The sequence below is a fragment of the Microbulbifer elongatus genome (assembly GCF_020524885.1).
GTDB lineage: Bacteria > Pseudomonadota > Gammaproteobacteria > Pseudomonadales > Cellvibrionaceae > Microbulbifer > Microbulbifer elongatus_A.
In genome coordinates, this window is sequence record NZ_JAIVKJ010000005.1 from 1 (window position 1) to 19551 (window position 19551).

Sequence of the window (19551 nt, forward strand, 5' to 3'; positions counted from 1 at the left end):
GTAGTGTGGTGTTTCGCCATGTGAGAGTAGGTCATCGTCAGGCTTCTAAATAAAAGAAAGGGCCACCCATTTGGGTGGCCCTTTTTTTATTTAGGATACGGTGAATTACTGCCACTACCACGCAACCACGCAACCACGCAGCGCACCGCGCTGCCATGTGAGCGGTCGTGCGCGACCCCGGCAGCTCCAATGGAGCAGAGGCACGGGCGCCGAAGGCGTCGCAACGCGATGGCGAGCGCAGCTCGACACCCAGTGTAGGTCTGCAAATTTCCAGCGCACTCAAGCAGCGAACGAAACACCAAACGAAATACCAAAAAGCCCCGATCGCTAACGCGGTCAGGGCTTTTTTCGTTGCATAATTCCAGCATAGAGCCCAATTCCCCCCCGAAACACGTTTTTCACGTCATAGTCGTGAATTTCGGCGCCAAAATGTCGCTCATTTAACTGCCCTTAACTTTAATAACTGGAAAAGATGGGGTAAAAATGTGGCTGAGTTCAAATTTTCGATCTTCTACTACTCATCAATAACTGCTAGAGGAAGGGTTTAGCTCCTTTGGGTTATGTAGCGATAGAGTATGGGGAAGGGAGTTGCTCAAATAAAAGGCAAGGAATTGCCCGGTTGTAGCTGGTATCTATTTCGATTACTTCACCGATATTTGGTCACGTCTCATGTGGCTGGGTGACTACAAAGCGCTAAGGAGTGGCCATGAAAGCCGTTATTCTTGCCGGGGGCCTGGGGACCAGGCTCAGCGAGGAGACCACAGTAAAACCCAAGCCTATGGTCGAAATTGGTGGTATGCCGATCCTCTGGCATATCATGAAGACTTATTCTCATTACGGCGTAAATGACTTTATTGTCTGCTGTGGTTATAAAGGCCACGTGATAAAAGATTTTTTTGCAAACTATCTTGTAAAAACGGCAAGTATCACCGTCGACATGGTGAACAACTCCCTAGAAGTTCATAACCAGATATCCGAACCTTGGCGAGTAACTCTGGTGGAAACCGGTGAAAGTACATTGACTGGTGGACGCCTGAAACGGGTACGTGAATTTGTCGGTGACGAGACATTCTGCTTTACCTATGGTGACGGTGTTAGCAATATAAATATTTCCGAACTGATTCAATTCCACAAGCGAGAGGGCCTCATGGCGACTCTCACTGCAGTTCAACCACCAGGACGCTTCGGCGCCATAGCACTGGGAGAGAATGAAACAAAAATAAGTCGGTTCCACGAAAAGCCCGACGGAGACGGGGCTTGGATAAATGGTGGTTATTTCGTACTGGAGCCGAGGGTGTTTGATCTTATTGAAGGAGATGAAACCACCTGGGAAGCAGACCCGTTGAAAACTCTTGCCAGAGAAAACCAGCTAAATGCATTCAAGCATCGAGGTTTCTGGCACCCAATGGATACATTGCGAGATAAGCATTATCTGGAAAGTCTCGTTACTTCCAAAGATGCTCCGTGGATGGTTTGGTGAGCAAGGCAGCCCCCGAAATAACGGGTGACCGGTTAATTTCTCTTCGTATGGCCTCCAAGTGTTGTTTACCTCATGGACTATGACGCTATTGTAGTGGGCGCCGGGGTAGTTGGGCTCGCGGTTGCGAGGCAAATTGCCAAAGCGAATAAATCGGTACTGGTGCTGGAGCAGCATGCACTGCCCGGAACCGAGACCAGCGCGCGCAACAGTGAAGTGATTCACGCTGGGATCTATTACCCGACCGGGAGTCTGAAAGCAAAACTTTGCGTAAAGGGACGTGAACTTCTTTACGCGTATTGCGCAAAAAATCAAGTAACGTATCAAAAAACGGGCAAGTTGATTGTTGCAACAGAACCCACGCAGCTTCATACCCTGGAAAAAATACTCGCTCAGGGAAGAAAAAACGGAGTAGATGACCTCCGGGCAGTCGATTTGTGCAGCATCTCTGAAATGGAACCCGAACTGGATGTGCTCGGAGGCTTGTATTCCCCTTCAACCGGTATCATTGATGTTCACGGTCTGATTTTATCACTTCAGGGAGAGCTGGAGGCAAATGGCGGAATGCTTTGCTGTAACAGCCCTGTCGTCGCCCTTTCAAGCCCCGAGAAAGGTCGATTTAAGGTAGGTGTTGGCGGAAAAGACCCAACAACCGTCAGCTGTGGAATATTGGTAAATTGTGCGGGGCACAATGCACGAGTTATTAGCCAGAAACTACTCGGAAACCTATCCGACAAGATTCCACCGGCGTACTACTCGAAAGGTACTTACTTTTCTGTTTCTCGAAAACTTCCATTTTCCCACCTTATCTATCCGGTTCCCGGTGACGAGGGACTTGGTATTCACTTGACGCTCGATTTGGCCGGTTATTCCAGGTTTGGCCCGGATACCCAGTGGATCGAAAATTTAGACTATCAAATCGACGCTAAACGTGCCGAATCCTTTTGCCAGGCAATCCGCAGTTATTTTCCGGGGCTAAGGGACGGGGAATTGACTCCTGCGTATACGGGTATTCGGCCAAAAGTTACTGGACCGGGGGAGGCGGCTGGTGACTTCAGGATTGAAAATGAACGGTCACACGGGATTAGAAATTATATTTCGCTGCACGGTATTGAGTCGCCAGGATTGACTTCGTGCCTGGCAATTGCCGAAGAGGTATCTTTGGCGCTCGGTTTGTACGGCGCACTAGATGTTGATAATAAAATCATAGGTTCTCAAATATAAAACGTAACAGGCAGACTATGAAAGTACTAATTACAGGAAATCTGGGCTATATAGGTCCAACATTGACGCGGCATCTACGTGAAGTTAAACCGAATTTATACTTGGTAGGTTTGGATCAGGGATATTTTGCTCAATGTCTTAGTGGGCCGAGTGTTTTCCCCGAGGTAAAGCTTAACCAGCAATGGTTTGCAGACGTTCGAAGCCTGCAGCCCCACCACCTGGAAGGCTTCGATGCAGTTGTCCATTTGGCAGCAATAAGCAATGACCCAATGGGGAAAACATTTGAAAAAGTTACTCATGAAATAAATTGTGAGTCGAGTATTTCCATAGCGGCCATGGCAAAAGAGGCCGGTGTACGAAATTTTGTTTTTGCATCAAGTTGTAGTGTCTATGGGGCTGGCGGCGACGGAGCAAAACGCGAGAACGACGCGCTTAACCCGTTGACGGCGTATGCAAAGTCGAAAATTGGCACGGAAGACGGCGTGCGTAATCTCGCTGATGATCACTTCGTGGTGACCTGCTTGAGGTTTGCGACTGCTTGCGGTTTTACTGATCGTACTCGTCTTGATCTGGTATTGAACGACTTTGTGGCTGGTGCCGTGTCCACCGGTGAGATAAATATCTTGAGCGACGGGACACCCTGGCGTCCCCTTATTCACGTGGAGGATATGGCGCGTGCTATTGAGTGGGCGCTAATTCGCCCCGCCGATCTGGGAGGCGCTTTTCTCGCGGTGAATGCTGGCAGTGATGAGTGGAACTACCAGATAAGCGATTTGGCAAAGGCGGTTCAGCAGGTCGTGCCGGATACAAAAATTACCCTGAATACCAAGGCAGTACCTGACAAGCGGTCATATAAGGTGAACTTTGACCTTTTCAGGGAACTGGCCCCTGATCATCAGCCAAGGGTTTCACTGAAGGGGGCTGTTGAAGGATTGAAGAATGGGCTTCTTAACATAGGTTTTAATGACAGTAACTTTCGGAACTCCGAATACATACGGTTAAATGTGTTAAGCAGTCACATGGAAAATAATCGCATAGATAGCGATTTAAACTGGATTTCGTGAACCGGAGGCGATATGAAATTTGTTGAGACGCCTCTAAGCGGAGCATATATTGTTGATATCGATCCAATTTCAGATGATCGAGGCTTTTTTTCCCGCGCTTTCTGTATCGATGAATTCGAGGAATTGGGAATTGAAGGGAAGGTTTTGCAGGCAAATTTATCCTGGAATCCTAAAGCGGGGACGCTGCGAGGTATGCACTACCAGGTCGAGCCCTATCAGGAGACCAAGCTCGTTCGTTGTACGCAAGGCGCTCTTTACGATGTGATTATTGACCTGCGAAAGGACTCTTCGACTTTCGGGCAATCCTATGGTGTCGAACTAAGTGCGTCCAACCGGCGGGCGTTATTTGTGCCAAGGGGGTTCGCGCACGGGTTTGTCACCCTTAGTGACAACACTGAAGCCTATTATTTGGTGAGTGAACGCTACCAGCCAGGCTCGGAGCGGGGCATTCGCTGGAGCGATCCTCGTTTTGCGATCGATTGGCCCCTTATTCCGGATGTGATATCGGATAAAGACGCAAACTGGCCAGACTACAGCGAGTAAAATGTATGTTGATAATTGATAGTGCGTTACAGCGGCGAGCAGATTGCGGGGAGCCCATCCGGCTGGGAATGATTGGGGCTGGCTTCATGGGGCGAGGGGTTGCACTGAACATCGTTAACTCCACTCCGGGGATCGAATTGGTAGCGATAGCCAACCGGAATATCTCGGGTGCAGAAACGGCATATTTGGAGGCCGGGGTTGAGGATGTCGTTTGTGCTGATTCTCGCATTGAACTGGAGAGGGCTATTTCAAATGGACGTCCGGCAATTACCGAAGATGCCATCGCCGTGTGCCAGGCCGAAAACGTCGATGTCATTCTTGAGGTGACCGGAGCAATAGAATACGGCGCTAAAATCGCCCTTGAGGCGATACGTAACGGTAAGCACCTGCTCCTGATGAATGCTGAGCTGGATAGTACCATTGGGCCAATTCTAAAAATCGAAGCAGATAACGCTGGCGTAATTTACACCAATGTGGATGGGGATCAGCCCGGAGTTATCCTCAATCTATACCGGTTCGTGCGAGGTTTGGGGGTTCGTCCGGTGTTGTGCGGAAATGTTAAAGGACTACAGGACCCGTATCGTAATCCGACAACGCAAAAGGCGTTTGCCGAAAAGTGGGGTCAAAAACCCCATATGGTGGCGTCATTTGCTGACGGTACTAAAATATCTTTTGAGCAGTCCATAGTCGCGAACGCAACTGGTATGCGGGTTGCCCGGCGAGGAATGCTCGGACCCGAACTTCCACCGGGAACTCCACTGGAAAAAACGACGGAGATATACCCGCTGGAATACTTGGAAGAAGGTCCTGGTATTGTTGATTATGTTGTCGGGCCGTCGCCGAATGGAGGTGTGTTCGTGCTTGGCATGCATGATGATCCGAAACAGCAGCATTATCTCAATCTATACAAGGTCGGGCGCGGTCCATTGTATTGTTTTTACAATCCTTATCACCTGTGTCACCTTGAGGTTGCCAATACTGTCGCCAGGGCTGCGCTATTCCAGGATGCAGCAGTCACACCGTTAGCAGGCCCGATGGTTGACGTTGTTGCTACAGCCAAGATAGATCTCAAAGTGGGGCAGGTACTGGACGGTATCGGCTGGTACATGACATATGGACAAGCGGAAAACTCCGATACGGTATATGAAGAGAAACTGCTTCCAATGGGTTTGGCAGAAGGTTGTGTCCTGAAGCGCGATATACCTAAGGATACCGTTCTGACTTACGACGATGTCACTCTTCCTCCCGGACGATTGGTCGATAAATTGCGGTGCCGTCAGGATCAAATTTTTTTCAGTTTAAAACAAACAGAAGGAGAGTCACGTAATCGCATCGTCATAAGTTGAATGTGTGCTAAATTGATGTTCGCGAGTTCACATAGCCTTCGAATAATAGGGGATAAAAAATGACCCCGGAAAATAAATTGGTTGTACTTTCTGAGTATCCCCTACATAACAAGCATGTTGGTTATTCATTAATCTATGATCTCCATGGATTATTTCTGAGTTGGGGTATTCCTGTGCTAGACGTTGCACATAGGTATCCTCCTGAAGAAAAAAGTAATGCGATAAATCGGTTTCGAAATCCATATTGTATTCCGGATGTGGAGAGAGTGTGTGATATTGGAAGTCAGCTGCTTGTAATTTGCAGCGGTCCTCATTTTTTGAGGTCGTTGGCTAGCTTGGGGAAAAACGTTAATCGCTTCTCAAGTATCTCAGTCTATTTTACCGACAGTTTTGACTCATGCACTTTGAATGGTTTTGGGGCGAGTATTCTTAAAGGTGTTGACAGGGTTTTTTCAGGAATAGAGGAAATAGCTGATGACTTAAAGGTGCACCATGGGGTTGAGCGCTCATACTTCTTGCCTTTTGGGATTGATGCACTAACCTATGCGCGGACACCGAATAAGAACCTTATTGATGTGTTTGGCTATGGTCGAATCGACCAGCAGTTTCATAATCAGATCCAGCGTGTTTTCGGTAGCTTTTCTAGCCCCTATACATACGTCCATTCAACGTTCGAATCAGCCTCGATTCATGACATGCGTGAGCATCGCCAGCTGCATTGGAAGCTGATGTCATCAAGTAGTATAAATCTGTGCTTCGAATCAAGTCGCACTCCGCGGTTTTTAAATCGGTCACCGGTGCTTTATCGGTGGTTTGAGGCGTGGGCAGCTGGCAATTTAGTGGTGGGAAGTCGACCCAAATGTCGGTCAGCGGACAAGTTGATGGGGTGGGAAAATAGTACCGTTGAGTTGCCTGTAGACCCTAATGATGCTCCAGACGCCTTGGTGGAATTACTGGCTGACAGGGATCGATTAAAATCTATTCAGCTTGAAAATCAATTCCAAGTCCTTCGGCGCCACGACTGGCGGTTCCGTATTGCACAACTGTTTGGAGAAATGTCTATTTCTTTGCCATGTTGTCTCAAGGAGCAGCTTGAAGCTTTAAACGCTCTTGGTAGTAGGGAAGTCCAGCTGAAGCCGGGTACTCGCAGTATTTGCTAGTGGCGAATTTAATTCGTCACGATATGATATTTCTATAGACTCCCGGGCTTTCTTGCGGGGGCGTCGTTTTTTTAGACAGTTCGCCGGGCTCAATATTTACGCCACTCACACCTGATATCTTGCACTTATCCACAGTTCTATCCAGCGTTTCTGTGAGTAACGTACCTGTGAATAATTTTAAAAACTGTTTCAAAATCAATCCACAAGTAACCCTGCTATTTTTCGGGTAATGGCCTGGGCTGGCGCCCACAGAAAGTTACTCAAGGTCGTGGATGTACACAGGTGGAAATTTTTGCACAGACGAGTTAGATTGTGCACAACTTAGTTGTCCACAAGCTAAATAAATGGAGAGGCCCACTATGACAGACCTGTATTCGATCCCGGTTCAAGCCAGCGATGGGAAGCAGACCACGCTCGAGGATTACAAGGGAAAGGTTTTACTGATCGTTAATACCGCGAGTAAGTGCGGTTTCACTCCCCAATACAAGGGGCTGGAAGAACTGCATAGAAACTACAAAGATCGCGGGTTGGTTGTTCTCGGCTTCCCCTGCAACCAGTTTGGTCAGCAGGAGCCAGGAAATGACAGCGAGATTCAGGAGTTCTGCACCTTGAACTATGGTGTGAGCTTCCCGGTGTACGCCAAGCTCGATGTCAACGGATCCAGCGCACATCCTCTATTTTCCCACCTGAAGCAGGCTGCACCGGGAATTTTGGGAACGGAAGGGATCAAATGGAACTTCACCAAGTTTCTGGTCAACCGCGATGGGGAGGTCGTTAACCGGTACGCACCGAAGGACAAGCCGCAAGACCTGGCGGCAGATATAGAGAAACTGCTTTGAGTCAAACGTCAGCACATGGTCCGGATTCAGGTGACACGACGTTGAATCTGGACCGACAACTCTGCTTTGCTCTTTACGCGACTTCACGCGCCATGACGAAAGCGTACCAGCCTATGCTGCGCACGCTGGGCATCACCTATCCGCAATATTTGGTGCTATTGGTGTTGTGGCAATGGGATAGCGAGCAAAGAGATTGTGACCTTTGCAGCGTGAGTGCCCTGGGAGAACAGTTGATGCTGGATTCAGGGACACTGACGCCGCTACTGAAGCGAATGGAGCAGCAGGGACATGTGTCCCGTCGGCGGGGAATTCTCGATGAGCGGGTAACGCTTGTTCAACTTACGGACAGTGGGAGGTCGCTGCGGGCACGGGCCAGTTCCTGGAGAAGCAGCGCATTGGAGTCGCTGGCCGTGCCGCAACACCGGCTTGCAGATTTGCGGAAGGAGCTTTGGTTTCTACTGGATCATCTCCAATCCCCACCCTCAAAATAGGATGGATGTCTTGTGTTTGACGATCTATTGAATAGTTTATCTCATAAGTCCTGATTTTTTCTCTTATATTAGGATGGGTCTTGATGTTTGCTACCCTGCCGACTTATAGTTCACTCTGCTGACAGGGGGCCAATACCCGCTTGTCAGCGGGATGACGCCCCGTCGTTAAGTCAGACAACTGCTCAAAAGGCAGTTAAATTCGTCGTACAACACTCAGTACACTGAAAACAGCAGCCATGAAATCCAAAGTCCCTGTCGACCCAGCACCGTCGGTCGTGAGGCCTCGAGCCTCCAAACCCTACGTGATTTGCTCTTTTTCTCCCGCGGTGTTTCTCCGTGCCCAGTCTGCTGATGCCCTCCTGCGACTAGCAAGCCTGCTACGACTGCCGTACTGCGGCATATAATTTTATTCCCCTATCTCTCTACAGAATTCCGTACTTAATTCGAGCAGTGCATAGACAGCGGCGTCACCGCTGTTTAGCCTCGGGCCAGACTAGGAGATGAGCCCTGATGAACACTAAAAAAGATAAATTAGTCATTTTCGATACGACCTTGCGCGACGGTGAGCAGAGCCCCGGCGCATCCATGACCAAAGATGAAAAGGTTCGCATCGCCACCATGCTGGAACGCATGCGTGTGGATGTGATCGAAGCCGGTTTTGCGATTGCCAGCCAGGGCGACTTCGAAGCGGTGCAGGCAGTAGCAGAAACGGTAAAAGACTCGACAATCTGTAGCCTCGCGCGAGCCGTCAAACCAGATATTCTCCGTGCGGCCGAATCCCTGAAGAAGGCAAATTCCTCTCGAATCCACACCTTTATTGCCACTTCGCCGATCCACATGAAGTACAAGCTGCAGATGGATCCCGAGGATGTGCTGCGTCAGGCGGTAGAGGCGGTCAAGCTTGCGCGCCAGCATACTGATGATGTGGAGTTTTCTCTCGAAGACGGCAGTCGCTCCGAGCCAGAGTTCATGTATCGAATCATCGAAGCGGTGATCAAGGCCGGCGCGGGCACCATCAATATCCCGGATACCGTCGGCTACGGCGAGCCAGGGGAGTACGGTGCCATGTTCCGACGGGTCATTGAAAATGTCCCCAATTCCGACAAGGCCATTTTCTCTACCCACTGCCATAACGATCTCGGGCTGGCGGTGGCAAATTCCCTCTCGGCAGTGATGAATGGGGTCCGTCAGGTGGAGTGCACCATCAATGGCCTGGGCGAGCGTGCGGGTAACGCTTCACTGGAGGAAATCGTGATGGCCGTGCGTACCCGTCAGGATCTCTTCCCTGTGGAGACGAGGATCGACACTACTCACATTGTGCCTACGTCGCGGCTTGTTTCGTCGATCACGGGTTTCCCGGTACAGCCTAACAAGGCGATTGTGGGCGCCAATGCGTTTGCCCACGAGTCCGGTATACACCAGGACGGCGTGCTCAAGCACCGCGAAACCTATGAAATCATGCGCGCGGAAGATGTAGGTTGGGGGCAGAATCGACTGGTCCTCGGTAAGCACTCCGGCCGCGCAGCGGTAAAAGCGCGCTACGAAGAGTTGGGCGTGACCTTTGCGGACCCTGCGGAGTTCAACGTGTTGTTTCAGCGCTTCAAGGACCTCGCGGACAAGAAGCATGAAATATTTGATGAAGACCTGCAGTCCCTGATCTCTGGCGCCGCCGACCCGATTGAGCATTATCAGCTGGCGGACCTTGAAGTCCGCAGCAAAAGCGGTAGCAACCCCCAGGCACGTCTCGAGCTGCTCATCGATGGTGAAAAGAAAGCTTGCAGCGCAGACGGCAGTGGCCCAGTGGATGCCACCTTCAAAGCAATCGAATCGGTTGTGGGTAGTAATGCTGACCTGAAGCTTTACTCTGTCAATGCGGTTACCCAGGGAACTGACTCCCAAGGCAGCGTGACCGTTCGACTGGAGCGGGATGGCAAGTTGGTTAACGGTGTTGGTGCGGATACAGATATTCTGGTGGCATCCGCAAAAGCGTATCTGGATGCGTTAAACTTGCTGGCCAGCAAAAGCGCCAAGCCCCAAGGCGTTTGATCGCCAACCAAACCGGGATTTAATGTGAACGAACTGCAGCGGACGGAATATCTCACGGCACTGGGTGTGACCAGTTATATGCCGCGCTTTCGTCTGCCGCTGGCCCCGGAGCCCCTGCAGGCACCATTGCCACCACCGGTTGAGGAGCAACGCAAGCCCGCGCCGCCGGCGGCAGCTGTTATGGCGGCCGTTGGCGTTGCTGGCGAGCCGTCTGGCCTGAAGAGCGATGCGCATAAGCCGTCGGACCTCGAGGCCAATCCAGCCAAGTCCTCGCCAGATATGGGGCGGGTCATTGGCAGTATTACCGCAGAGAGCCGTGTTTCTGCCGCGGTAGCCCAACCAACGACCGTTGCTCCTCCGCAACGGAAGGTGGCGCCTTTTGTGTTGAGTTACTGGCGGCTGGGTGAGGAAGTTCTGGCAGTCGACAGCCGTGAACCGGGTACTGCACTGCCGGTTGAGGCCCTGTTCGGAAATATTGCGCGCGCACTTGGCTGGCATAAGCTGGAGTCCGAGCGCAACAAACTCCGCTGGCCACTGGCCGAAAACCCGTTTGCGGCTGCAGCAGGGGCGGATGATGCCAGGGATACCTGTAGCAGCTGGCTGGAAGCGGCGTACCTGCGCAATCCGGTAAAGACTATCTGGCTCATGGGGCAGCAAGCGAGGGAATTCTGTAATCCTGTATCGCAGGGCGCTGAGACAGAATCCTTGAGTGACTGGCAAGGTGTGCGTGTGGTATCGATGCCAAGTCTGACCGAATTGCTGCAGGAGCCTGCACGCAAGCGGGAAGTGTGGAACCTGCTACGCAAGGTGTATCCCGATCAGACCCGGCGCTGAAACAGTGTTTTTTTCTAACTGAACCCCTGTCAATACGGACAGATAGCCGGCCACGGAAGTCGCCCCAGTGAATCCTCCTCCCGATACAGTACTCGAAACCTTTTTTTCTGGCACGCCGATGTGTCTGGCACAGGCCAACCCGTCGGATTGTGATGCGCTGGCCGCATTGGCCCGAAGTGCCCATAGTCACCCCTGGAGTGCGAAGCAGTACCGGGATAGCCTGGCTTCGGGGCACACCTGCTGGATATTGCGCACCGCCGATGAGACAGAGCAGGGTAGAGGGGAAATTGCTGCTTGCTGTGTGGTCAGCCGCTTGTTTGATGAAATAGAAATTCTGGATGTCGCAGTGGCCCCGCAGTGGCGCCGTCAGGGCGTAGGTGGGTACTTGTTGCAGAGAATCTTTTCCGAGCTGCCGGAAGATATTGCGCGTGTGTTGCTGGAAGTGCGTGCTTCCAATCGCCCGGCCCGCGCCCTGTATCACAAGCTTGGTTTTTCCGAAGACGGGCGTCGAAAAAACTATTACCCCAAACCGGACGGTAGTCGGGAAGACGCCTTGTTGATGAGTCTGGTATTGTAGCGGTACCTCTCGGGGAAGTGCTTGTGGCGCAGTGACAGGCTCCAGTGCCAAGCCATAGTGTCAAGCCAAAGTGCCAGAGTACCGTGCCAAAGCTCCTTGTAAGTCCCCCAAGCAAAATTCCGGATTGACCATGTCTCCCAAACGTTCCCATCCGTCCCTGCTCGAAGGCCCGGTCGCGGCGCACCTGCAGCGTCTCGCATTGCCTATGGTGTGGGGCATCCTCGCCACCATGTCCTTCAACGTAGTGGATACCTATTTTGTCGCCCAGCTGGGTGATGCGCCCCTCGCGGCAATGAGCTTTACCTTCCCGGTGGTCATGGTGATCAATGCGCTGGCGATCGGTCTGGGTGCGGGCACTTCGTCGGCGGTGGCGAGAGCATATGGCGCTGGAGACATGGCTCGGGTACGCCAGCTGGTGAGCGATGCCACTTTTCTTGCGTTATTGATCGCCCTGGCTGTCAGCGTGGCGGGACTTCTGACCATTGAGCCGTTATTCCGGCTAATGGGTGCCGAGCCGCCCCTGCTGCCACTTATTTCTGAATATATGGTGCCCTGGTACCTGGGCGCCATGTTTGCGGTGGTGCCTATGGTCTCTCTGTCGGCGCTGCGCGCAATCGGCAACAGTGCGATTACCGGCAAGATCCTGATGGCGGTAGCGCTGTTCAACCTGATACTCGACCCGCTGCTGATTTTTGGTTTGTTCGGCTTTCCGCGACTGGAGCTACAGGGGGCAGCACTGGCAACGGTGATTGCTCGCGCGTTGAGCTTTGCCATTGCTCTGTACGTCCTGGTTAAACGGGAGCAGATCCTCACTAGGCCCAGCTGGCAGTGGCCCGCTCTGCGGGAATCCTGGGGTTCTCTGTTGTCCGTGGGGCTGCCGGCGATTGCCACCAATGTAATCATTCCTATGTCTGGCGGTGTTGTGGTTGCCCTGGTCGCTTCTCACGGGGTGGATGCCGTGGCGGGTTTGGGGGTTGCGTTACGCATCGAGCCCGTCGCATTGATTGTGTTTTATGCCCTGTCTTCCGTAGTTGGCCCTTTTATGGGGCAGAATGCCGGAGCCGGGTTGTATCCGCGTTTGTCTGAAACCGTGGTAGTGCTGGCAAAGTTCTGCCTTCTATTTGGCACCGGGCTCGCGCTTGTTTTGTGGCTGATCGCTGCTCCGGTTGTCTCGCTGTTCAGTGATTCCCCGCAAGTGACGGCCGTGGCTGTGGCCTACTTGAGTCTGGTGCCATTCAGCTACGTTGGCTACGGATTCGTGATGTCTGCCAATGCCGCCTTCAATGGCCTGGGGCATCCATTGCCGGCTACTCTGATTTCGTTCCTGAGGGTTCTTGGGGTCTACCTTCCTCTTGCCTGGCTTGGCAATCGGCTGTGGGGAATTCAGGGATTGTTTGTGGCCACGATGATTTCCAATCTGGTGTTGGGAGCATTGGCCTTGTGGTGGTTACGACGCTACCTGAACACTCTCAGTGTAGCGTCTGCAGAACCGGCAAAAGTGGGAGTGATTGCAAAGTGACAGGATGCAAGGCCGCGGAAAAAATGAAGGCAAGATCTCTCCGGCAGGGGGAGGCTTTTTGCTGGAAAGCACTGTGTGCAATGTGGTTGATTTTATTTTGTGCACAGGCGAACAGCCTTGCTGACGAGCAAAGCACGTTTGACCGTTACCCGATCCACTTTACCACGGTAAATGACACCGCTATTGCCTTTCAGGATATGGGCCCGCGCGATGGCGAACCGGTGCTGTTGATCATGGGCCTCGGCGCGCAGATGCTGCACTGGGGCGATACCCTGGTACAGGGCCTGATTGATAGTGGTTACCGGGTCGTCTTACTGGATAACCGCGATACGGGCCTGTCGCAGAAATTCTACCGCCTATCCGCGCCGCCGGTATGGTGGACCCTGGTGCGGAACAAAGTGGGTTTTACCCCGGAGCCCGCCTACACACTGGCTGATATGGCCGGCGACGCGGTAGGGGTGCTGGATGCACTGGATATTGAACGCGCGCATATTGTCGGTGCGTCCATGGGCGGGATGATTTCGCAGATACTTACCGCGCAATATTCTGACCGGGTGTTGAGCCTGACATCCATCATGTCCAGCTCCGGCGCGCCGGGACTGCCTGAGTCGGAACCCGAGGCAATTTCCGCTCTGGCTTCTGGCGCCGACACCGGCCTGTCCCGCGCGGAAGAGTTGCGCAATCGAGTAGCCATTGCCCGGGCTATTGGCTCCCCAGAGTTTTTCAGCGAGGCCCACGCCTCGCAGCTTGCCGGCCGGGTGCTCAATCGCGGTAGTTATGCTCCTGGTGTGGTGCGTCAGTTCCAGGCGATTCTCGCCAGTGGTGATCGATCCGAATTGCTGGCGGGTATCGCGGTGCCAACACTGGTAATCCATGGAGAACAGGATCCGCTGTTGCCCGTGGACCACGGTAAAGATACTGCGCAAAAGATCCCGCAGGCGCGTTTCGTCCCGATTGTAGGGATGGGGCACGCCCTCGAGCCGGCTGTTAGCGAACGAGTGCTGGCGGCACTGCTCCCGTTCCTGAAGGCGCTGCGCCGTGAAGCGCCGGCACCATCTTTACCTGTTGCTACTCAGTAGGCCTCCAGTACCTATTTTGCGATAGGCTGAGTGGCCATCTCCAACCACTCGCGGGTGTGTTCATTCACCAGCGGTCCCAGAGTTTGCTGCACTTTTTGGTGGTACTGATTGAGCCAGTCCACCTCGCTTTCAGTGAGCAGTGACGGTTCGATTAACTGGCGCTCGATGGGCGCCAGAGTCAGATCCTCGAACTCCAGAAAACCCGGGTGCTCTTTGCAGGGTTTTACGTAAATCAGGTTCTCGATTCGAATGCCATATTCACCGGCTCGGTAAAAGCCTGGCTCGTTGGACACGATCATGCCCGCCTCCAGCGGAACATTGGTTGTTGCCTTGCCGATCCGCTGCGGCCCCTCATGCACACTCAAAAAGCTCCCCACCCCGTGTCCGGTGCCGTGGGCGTAGTCGAGGCCCGCGTGCCACAATGACTGGCGCGCGAAAGCGTCGATCTGTTCACCAAAGGTGCCTTCCGGGAAGCGCAAAGTGGCAATAGCGATATGCCCTTTTAACACACGCGTAAAATGTTCTTTCGCCTCTGGCGAAACATTGCCAAGGGCGACGGTGCGGGTGACATCGGTAGTGCCGTCCGGGTACTGACCGCCGGAGTCGATCAGATAAATTCCCTCCGCTTGCATAGGTAAGCTGGACTCTGGGCTCACCCGATAGTGCACGATAGCGCCGTTGCCGCGATAGCCGGAGATGGAGTCGAAGCTGTCGTCGGTAAACCCTTCCCGCTTTTCTCGCTTGCTGCGCAGGAGCTTGACCGCTTCCAGCTCACCGAAGTTTTCCTGTTTTACAGCATCAGGCAATTCAGCGAGAAACTCGCAAAATGCGGCGCCATCACGTATATGTGCGGCGCGGCTGCCTTCAAGCTCTACGGTGTTCTTGCGCGCTTTAGCGGCAGTAATTGGATCCCGCTGCAGGTGGACCTCTATTTCGCGGTTGCGCAGTTCGTGCAGTGTCCAGCAATTGGTGAGTAGCGGATCCGCCCACACGCTCTGGACATGTTGGCGCTCGGCAGTGAGGAAAAGGCTGCTTTTGTCATGTAACAGTTCAACTTCCGGTCCCAGGTGCTGGCGCAGTGCATCACTGGTTGCGTCTTCTGCGAGATACAGGCTGGCGCTGCCGTCCCGGTAGAGGAATCCCATGGACAGCGCGACCGGCAGGTGGGGAATGTCGCTGCCACGGATATTGAATAGCCAGGCGCAGACTTCCGGCGTGGCCAGCCAGAGCGCGTCCTGATTTTTATCATTGATCAGCCTGGCGATTCTCTGGCGCTTGCTTGCGGACTCCTCGCCAGTAAAGGTCAGTGGGTGCGGGCGTGCCGGACCGCTTGGGGGAGCGGGGCGGTTCTGCCAGACGGTGTCGATAGGATTGTTTTCTATCGGGCGAAGCTGGACACCCTGCTCCTCGAGGCGTTTCCTGAGTGGTGCGAGTCCGGGTTCCGTGTGGAGACGCGGGTCGTATCCAACGGTGTCACCGGCGCCCAGTGCGCCGCAGAGCCAGTTTGCAATGTCCTCAGCCGCGAGGCTCCGCTGTTCGATGGGCTGATCACCGATTTGTTGCTGGGCCTGGATGGTGTAGCGGCCATCGACAAACAGGGCGGTGCGGTTGTGGGCAAGGGCGGCGAGGCCGGCGGAGCCGTCAAAATCGGTGAGCCAGGCGAGGCGTTCGTCGCAATCGGGTACGTACTCATTTTGGTATTCGTCACAGCGGGGTACCAGAAAGCCCTGGATCTCCAGTTGCTCCAGTGCCATCTGCAGTGACTCCAAGCGTTCCTGACTCATTATCCACCTCTATAACTTGTATGCTTTTTGCAGTCTAACAGCCCCCAGAGTACTGCGCCGACGTGTATAATGCGCGCCTGTTTTTTATCCAGCCGTATACAAGTTCTTTATGGGCCAATCACCATCCCTGGCGGGCATCAATGGCCGCCGTACCTTCGCCATCATCTCCCACCCGGACGCCGGTAAGACTACGGTGACCGAGAAGCTGTTGTTGTTCGGAAATGCCATCCAGCTGGCGGGCTCGGTGAAGGGCAAGAAGGGCCCCCATGCCCGCTCTGACTGGATGACCATGGAGCAGGAGCGGGGTATCTCCGTGACCTCATCCGTGATGCAGTTCCCCTACAAGGAGCGGGTGGTGAACCTGCTGGATACTCCGGGGCACGAGGATTTCTCCGAGGACACCTACCGGGTACTGACCGCAGTGGATTCCGCGCTGATGGTGATCGACGGCGCCAAGGGCGTCGAGGACCGCACCATCAAGCTGATGAATGTGTGTCGCCTGCGCACCACCCCGATCCTGTCATTCATCAACAAACTGGACCGGGATATCCGCGACCCCATCGAGGTGATGGACGAGATTGAGGAGGTGCTGAATATCCAGGCGGCGCCGATCAACTGGCCGCTGGGATCTGGCAAGCTCTTCAAGGGCGTGTACAACCTGTATACGGACACCATTCATGTGTTCAAGCAGGGCCAGGGGCACACCATTCCGGAAGATGTGCAGATCAAGGGACTGGATTCGGAAGAAGCGACAGCGCTGCTGGGGGAGGACGCCGACGAGATTCGCGAGGAAATCGACCTCGTGCGTGGAGCGACCCATGAGTTTGACCTGGAAGCCTATCGCGCCGGTAAGCTGACACCGGTGTTCTTCGGTACTGCACTCGGCAATTTCGGCGTGCGCGAAATGCTGGACGGCTTTGTGGAGTGGGCGCCGGGCCCGCAGTCGCGGGAAACCGATGAGCGCGAAGTGCAGCCCAGCGAGGACAAGTTCTCTGGCTTCGTCTTCAAGATCCAGGCGAACATGGATCCCAAACACCGCGACCGCATTGCCTTTATGCGGGTCTGCTCCGGTACTTACACTCGCGGCATGAAAATGAAACATGTGCGTATCGGCAAAGATGTAAAAATTGCCGATGCGGTGACCTTTATGGCAGGCGACCGCACCCATGTGGAAGAGGCGATTGCGGGGGATATTATCGGCCTGCACAATCACGGCACTATCCAGATTGGCGACACCTTTACCGAGGGCGAGAGCCTGAAGTTTACCGGTATTCCAAACTTTGCTCCGGAACTCTTCCGCCGTATTCGTCTGAAGGACCCATTGAAACTGAAACAGTTGCAGAAGGGGTTACAGCAGCTATCCGAAGAGGGATCTACCCAAGTATTTTTCCCGCTGGATAATAATGACATTATCGTCGGCGCGGTGGGGGTGCTGCAGTTTGAGGTCGTCGCTTATCGCCTGAAAGATGAATACAAGGTGGAAGCCATTTACGAAAACGTGAATGTGAACACCGCGCGCTGGGTCGACAGCGAGAGCGCCAAGGAGCTGGAGAACTTCAAGCGCAAGGCCAGTATCAATCTCGCGCTGGACGGTTCGGGGCACCTCACCTACCTGGCACCGACGCGAGTGAATCTGCAGCTGGCGGAAGAGCGCTATCCAGATGTTCGTTTCTACGCGACCCGCGAGCACTGATGGAGTGCGGCTCCACCCTGGCGACGTAATAAATAAGCCTAGAGCAGTAATGAAGAGCAGAGGGCAGTAACTGTGACAATTTCGATCCCCAAACAGATTCCGGCAGAGGTTCCGCGCCTCAAGAGCCGTATCGTTGGCGCGATTGGCAAGGCCATCGTAAAACTGATGGGTTGGCGCTTTGACGGCGAATTCCCGGCAGAGAAAAAGCTGATGGTGGCGATGGCCCCGCATACCTCGAACTGGGACTTTTTCGTGGCCATGCCGTTTCTGATGGCGATGCGGATCAAGGTCTCCTACATGATGAAAAAAGAGGCCTTTATCTTTCCGTTCAAGCGGCTATTTATTGCGCTTGGCGGTCTGCCGACCGACCGCAAGGCGGCCGGCGGTTTGGCAAAGCAGATTTCTTCCGCCTATCGTCAGCATGATCAGATGTGGGTCGCGATCATGCCGGAGGGCACGCGCAAGCGCGTGGCCAAGTGGAAGACCGGTTTCCTGCGAATTGCCTATGCTGCGGATGTGCCGATCCTGCTGATTGCCTGGGATTTTCCCAACAAGCGAATCTGTGTCGATTCCCTGTATCGCCCGACAGGCGACCTGGACACCGACATGCAAGAAATCCAGCGGCGTTTTGCCAAATATCAGGGCTGCCGGCCGGAAAACCAGACGGAATTCGAGGAGGTCGCCTGATCTTTCTGGAGCCAACCCACTAATGGAACTCGTCACCGCAATCACACCAGAGGCCTATCTGCTGTTGACTGCGGTGGCTTTCGTTGCCGGCTTTATCAGCTCCATCGCCGGCGCTGGTGGCATGCTGACACTCCCGGCCTTGTTATGGGTCGGCATTCCTCCGCTGGACGCTCTGGGTACCAACAAATTCCAGAGCGTATTCGGTACCCTTTCTTCGGCGTTAAACTTTTTCCAGAAGGGACATCTCGACCTGCGGCCAATTTGGTCTGGGCTACTAGCCGCTATGGCTGGCTCAGCGTTGGGGGTGTGGGCGGTGACACAGCTTGGTGGAGAGCAGCTGCGCACCCTGTTGCCCATATTGCTGATTGGACTCGCCCTGTATTTTGCGTTCTCCCCGAGAATTTCCGACGTGGACATGCGGCCGCGTATGAGTAACGGCTGGTTCAATCTGCTGGTTGGCGGCGGGATTGGCTTTTACGGTGGTTTCTTTGGCCCGGGCATGGGTTCATTCTACGCCCTCGCATTCGCCGCGCTGCTGGGGTACAACATGCGCAGAGCCACGGCCCATACCAAACCACTTGTACTGGCAACTAATGCCACGGCTATGGTGATCTTTATGCTCGGTGGGCACCTGCTGTGGGGGCTTGCACTGGCTATGTCAGCGGCGCAGTTTGTCGGGGCGCGACTGGGCTCAAATATGGTAATTACCCGCGGGGTCGTCCTGGTCAAACCGGTCATTATCCTCGTCACCATTGCGATGGCGGTACACTTGCTGCTGGGAGGGGGAACCCGCTAGCCGACAAGCACGGAGGGATTTCCGATGAGCATCGTCATAACAGTGTGTCTGGCCTTTTGTGTATTCGCACTTGTTGTATGGGGACTGATGCATATGCGCACGCCGCGCTTTCGCATGGAGCGGGATCAGTTCCAGCGAGGGCTTGAAGATGTGATTGCCGGGCAGGCGGACGACAATGAATGGCGTGTGCTGACCGGCTATCCCATGCGACACGACCCGCCGCTGGAAGAACTGCGGCTGGAATGCATGCAGATTGAAGAAGATGAGTACACCGGTAAACTGCCTTATTTGTTTACTGACACCGGCCTGAACCGGTTGCGCGAGGTGCGCGAGCGCCTGCTGTCCCTGCCGTCGCAGGGCGATTCCGAATAATTAACGATTGAAACACTCTC

18 protein-coding genes are annotated in these 19551 nt (G+C 53.8%); 17 read left to right on the forward strand and 1 reads right to left on the reverse strand.

Annotated elements, in window-relative coordinates:
• Nucleotides 1-706: 706 nt before the first annotated feature.
• The 13 genes from rfbF (at nucleotide 707) to LC059_RS15695 (ending at nucleotide 14199) form a co-directional block, all read left to right on the forward strand.
• Nucleotides 707-1480, forward strand: coding sequence for a glucose-1-phosphate cytidylyltransferase (gene rfbF / locus LC059_RS15635; protein WP_226704808.1), 774 nt, complete (start codon nucleotides 707-709; stop codon nucleotides 1478-1480).
• Between the two features lie 72 nt (nucleotides 1481-1552).
• On the forward strand, nucleotides 1553-2701 hold the full coding sequence (locus LC059_RS15640) for an NAD(P)/FAD-dependent oxidoreductase (protein ID WP_226704809.1): 1149 nt from the start codon (nucleotides 1553-1555) through the stop codon (nucleotides 2699-2701).
• Nucleotides 2702-2718: 17 nt separating this feature from the next.
• Nucleotides 2719-3765 (forward strand): NAD-dependent epimerase/dehydratase family protein, encoded by a 1047-nt coding sequence (locus LC059_RS15645; RefSeq protein ID WP_226704810.1) that lies wholly within the window; start codon nucleotides 2719-2721, stop codon nucleotides 3763-3765.
• A gap of 12 nt (nucleotides 3766-3777) precedes the next feature.
• Nucleotides 3778-4308, forward strand: coding sequence for a dTDP-4-dehydrorhamnose 3,5-epimerase (gene rfbC / locus LC059_RS15650; protein ID WP_226704811.1), 531 nt, complete (start codon nucleotides 3778-3780; stop codon nucleotides 4306-4308).
• Between the two features lie 5 nt (nucleotides 4309-4313).
• Nucleotides 4314-5654 carry an NAD(P)H-dependent oxidoreductase gene (locus LC059_RS15655; protein ID WP_226704812.1) on the forward strand — a complete coding sequence of 447 codons (1341 nt, stop codon included), beginning with the start codon at nucleotides 4314-4316 and terminating at the stop codon, nucleotides 5652-5654.
• A 59-nt stretch (nucleotides 5655-5713) separates the two neighbouring features.
• Nucleotides 5714-6814 carry a glycosyltransferase gene (locus LC059_RS15660; protein WP_226704813.1) on the forward strand — a complete coding sequence of 367 codons (1101 nt, stop codon included), beginning with the start codon at nucleotides 5714-5716 and terminating at the stop codon, nucleotides 6812-6814.
• A gap of 359 nt (nucleotides 6815-7173) precedes the next feature.
• On the forward strand, nucleotides 7174-7653 hold the full coding sequence (locus tag LC059_RS15665) for a glutathione peroxidase (protein WP_226704814.1): 480 nt from the start codon (nucleotides 7174-7176) through the stop codon (nucleotides 7651-7653).
• Between the two features lie 113 nt (nucleotides 7654-7766).
• Nucleotides 7767-8144 carry a MarR family transcriptional regulator gene (locus LC059_RS15670; RefSeq protein ID WP_226705020.1) on the forward strand — a complete coding sequence of 126 codons (378 nt, stop codon included), beginning with the start codon at nucleotides 7767-7769 and terminating at the stop codon, nucleotides 8142-8144.
• A 510-nt stretch (nucleotides 8145-8654) separates the two neighbouring features.
• The gene (locus LC059_RS15675) at nucleotides 8655-10190 is read left to right on the forward strand and encodes a 2-isopropylmalate synthase (protein WP_226704815.1); all 1536 of its coding nucleotides are present in this window, start codon (nucleotides 8655-8657) and stop codon (nucleotides 10188-10190) included.
• A gap of 24 nt (nucleotides 10191-10214) precedes the next feature.
• Nucleotides 10215-11024, forward strand: coding sequence for a hypothetical protein (locus LC059_RS15680; protein WP_226704816.1), 810 nt, complete (start codon nucleotides 10215-10217; stop codon nucleotides 11022-11024).
• A 67-nt stretch (nucleotides 11025-11091) separates the two neighbouring features.
• A complete protein-coding gene (gene rimI / locus LC059_RS15685; protein WP_226704817.1) occupies nucleotides 11092-11601 on the forward strand; it encodes a ribosomal protein S18-alanine N-acetyltransferase in 510 nt (169 codons plus the stop codon).
• A gap of 130 nt (nucleotides 11602-11731) precedes the next feature.
• Complete coding sequence (locus LC059_RS15690; protein ID WP_226704818.1) at nucleotides 11732-13120, forward strand: MATE family efflux transporter; 1389 nt, start codon at nucleotides 11732-11734, stop codon at nucleotides 13118-13120.
• A gap of 80 nt (nucleotides 13121-13200) precedes the next feature.
• On the forward strand, nucleotides 13201-14199 hold the full coding sequence (locus LC059_RS15695; RefSeq protein ID WP_226704819.1) for an alpha/beta fold hydrolase: 999 nt from the start codon (nucleotides 13201-13203) through the stop codon (nucleotides 14197-14199).
• A gap of 11 nt (nucleotides 14200-14210) precedes the next feature.
• Here the strand turns inward: LC059_RS15695 and LC059_RS15700 are convergent, their stop codons facing one another.
• Nucleotides 14211-15983 (reverse strand): aminopeptidase P family protein, encoded by a 1773-nt coding sequence (locus tag LC059_RS15700; protein WP_226704820.1) that lies wholly within the window; start codon nucleotides 15981-15983, stop codon nucleotides 14211-14213.
• Between the two features lie 109 nt (nucleotides 15984-16092).
• Here LC059_RS15700 and prfC point away from each other — a divergent pair, with 109 nt between their 5' ends.
• The 4 genes from prfC to LC059_RS15720 all read left to right on the forward strand — a co-directional run bounded on the left by prfC (nucleotide 16093) and on the right by LC059_RS15720 (nucleotide 19531).
• Entirely contained in the window at nucleotides 16093-17676 is a 1584-nt protein-coding gene (gene prfC / locus LC059_RS15705; RefSeq protein ID WP_226704821.1) for a peptide chain release factor 3, read from the forward strand.
• A gap of 72 nt (nucleotides 17677-17748) precedes the next feature.
• Nucleotides 17749-18363, forward strand: coding sequence for a 1-acyl-sn-glycerol-3-phosphate acyltransferase (locus LC059_RS15710; protein ID WP_226704822.1), 615 nt, complete (start codon nucleotides 17749-17751; stop codon nucleotides 18361-18363).
• A gap of 22 nt (nucleotides 18364-18385) precedes the next feature.
• Nucleotides 18386-19159: a TSUP family transporter gene (locus tag LC059_RS15715; protein ID WP_226704823.1), complete on the forward strand. Its 774-nt coding sequence runs from the start codon at nucleotides 18386-18388 to the stop codon at nucleotides 19157-19159.
• 24 nt (nucleotides 19160-19183) lie between these two features.
• Nucleotides 19184-19531, forward strand: coding sequence for a hypothetical protein (locus LC059_RS15720; RefSeq protein ID WP_226704824.1), 348 nt, complete (start codon nucleotides 19184-19186; stop codon nucleotides 19529-19531).
• The last annotated feature ends 20 nt before the right edge of the window (nucleotides 19532-19551 follow it).

Excerpts from the sequence above, each read along its gene's own strand:
- rfbF (WP_226704808.1), top strand. The coding sequence starts at position 707 with ATGAAAGCCGTTATTCTTGCCGGGGGCCTGGGGACCAGGCTCAGCGAG.
- LC059_RS15640 (WP_226704809.1), top strand. The coding sequence starts at position 1,553 with ATGGACTATGACGCTATTGTAGTGGGCGCCGGGGTAGTTGGGCTCGCG.
- LC059_RS15645 (WP_226704810.1), top strand. The coding sequence starts at position 2,719 with ATGAAAGTACTAATTACAGGAAATCTGGGCTATATAGGTCCAACATTG.
- rfbC (WP_226704811.1), top strand. The coding sequence starts at position 3,778 with ATGAAATTTGTTGAGACGCCTCTAAGCGGAGCATATATTGTTGATATC.
- LC059_RS15655 (WP_226704812.1), top strand. The coding sequence starts at position 4,314 with ATGTTGATAATTGATAGTGCGTTACAGCGGCGAGCAGATTGCGGGGAG.
- LC059_RS15660 (WP_226704813.1), top strand. The coding sequence starts at position 5,714 with ATGACCCCGGAAAATAAATTGGTTGTACTTTCTGAGTATCCCCTACAT.
- LC059_RS15665 (WP_226704814.1), top strand. The coding sequence starts at position 7,174 with ATGACAGACCTGTATTCGATCCCGGTTCAAGCCAGCGATGGGAAGCAG.
- LC059_RS15670 (WP_226705020.1), top strand. The coding sequence starts at position 7,767 with ATGCTGCGCACGCTGGGCATCACCTATCCGCAATATTTGGTGCTATTG.
- LC059_RS15675 (WP_226704815.1), top strand. The coding sequence starts at position 8,655 with ATGAACACTAAAAAAGATAAATTAGTCATTTTCGATACGACCTTGCGC.
- LC059_RS15690 (WP_226704818.1), top strand. The coding sequence starts at position 11,732 with ATGTCTCCCAAACGTTCCCATCCGTCCCTGCTCGAAGGCCCGGTCGCG.
- LC059_RS15695 (WP_226704819.1), top strand. The coding sequence starts at position 13,201 with ATGTGGTTGATTTTATTTTGTGCACAGGCGAACAGCCTTGCTGACGAG.
- LC059_RS15700 (WP_226704820.1), bottom strand. The coding sequence starts at position 15,983 with ATGAGTCAGGAACGCTTGGAGTCACTGCAGATGGCACTGGAGCAACTG.
- prfC (WP_226704821.1), top strand. The coding sequence starts at position 16,093 with ATGGGCCAATCACCATCCCTGGCGGGCATCAATGGCCGCCGTACCTTC.
- LC059_RS15715 (WP_226704823.1), top strand. The coding sequence starts at position 18,386 with ATGGAACTCGTCACCGCAATCACACCAGAGGCCTATCTGCTGTTGACT.
- LC059_RS15720 (WP_226704824.1), top strand. The coding sequence starts at position 19,184 with ATGAGCATCGTCATAACAGTGTGTCTGGCCTTTTGTGTATTCGCACTT.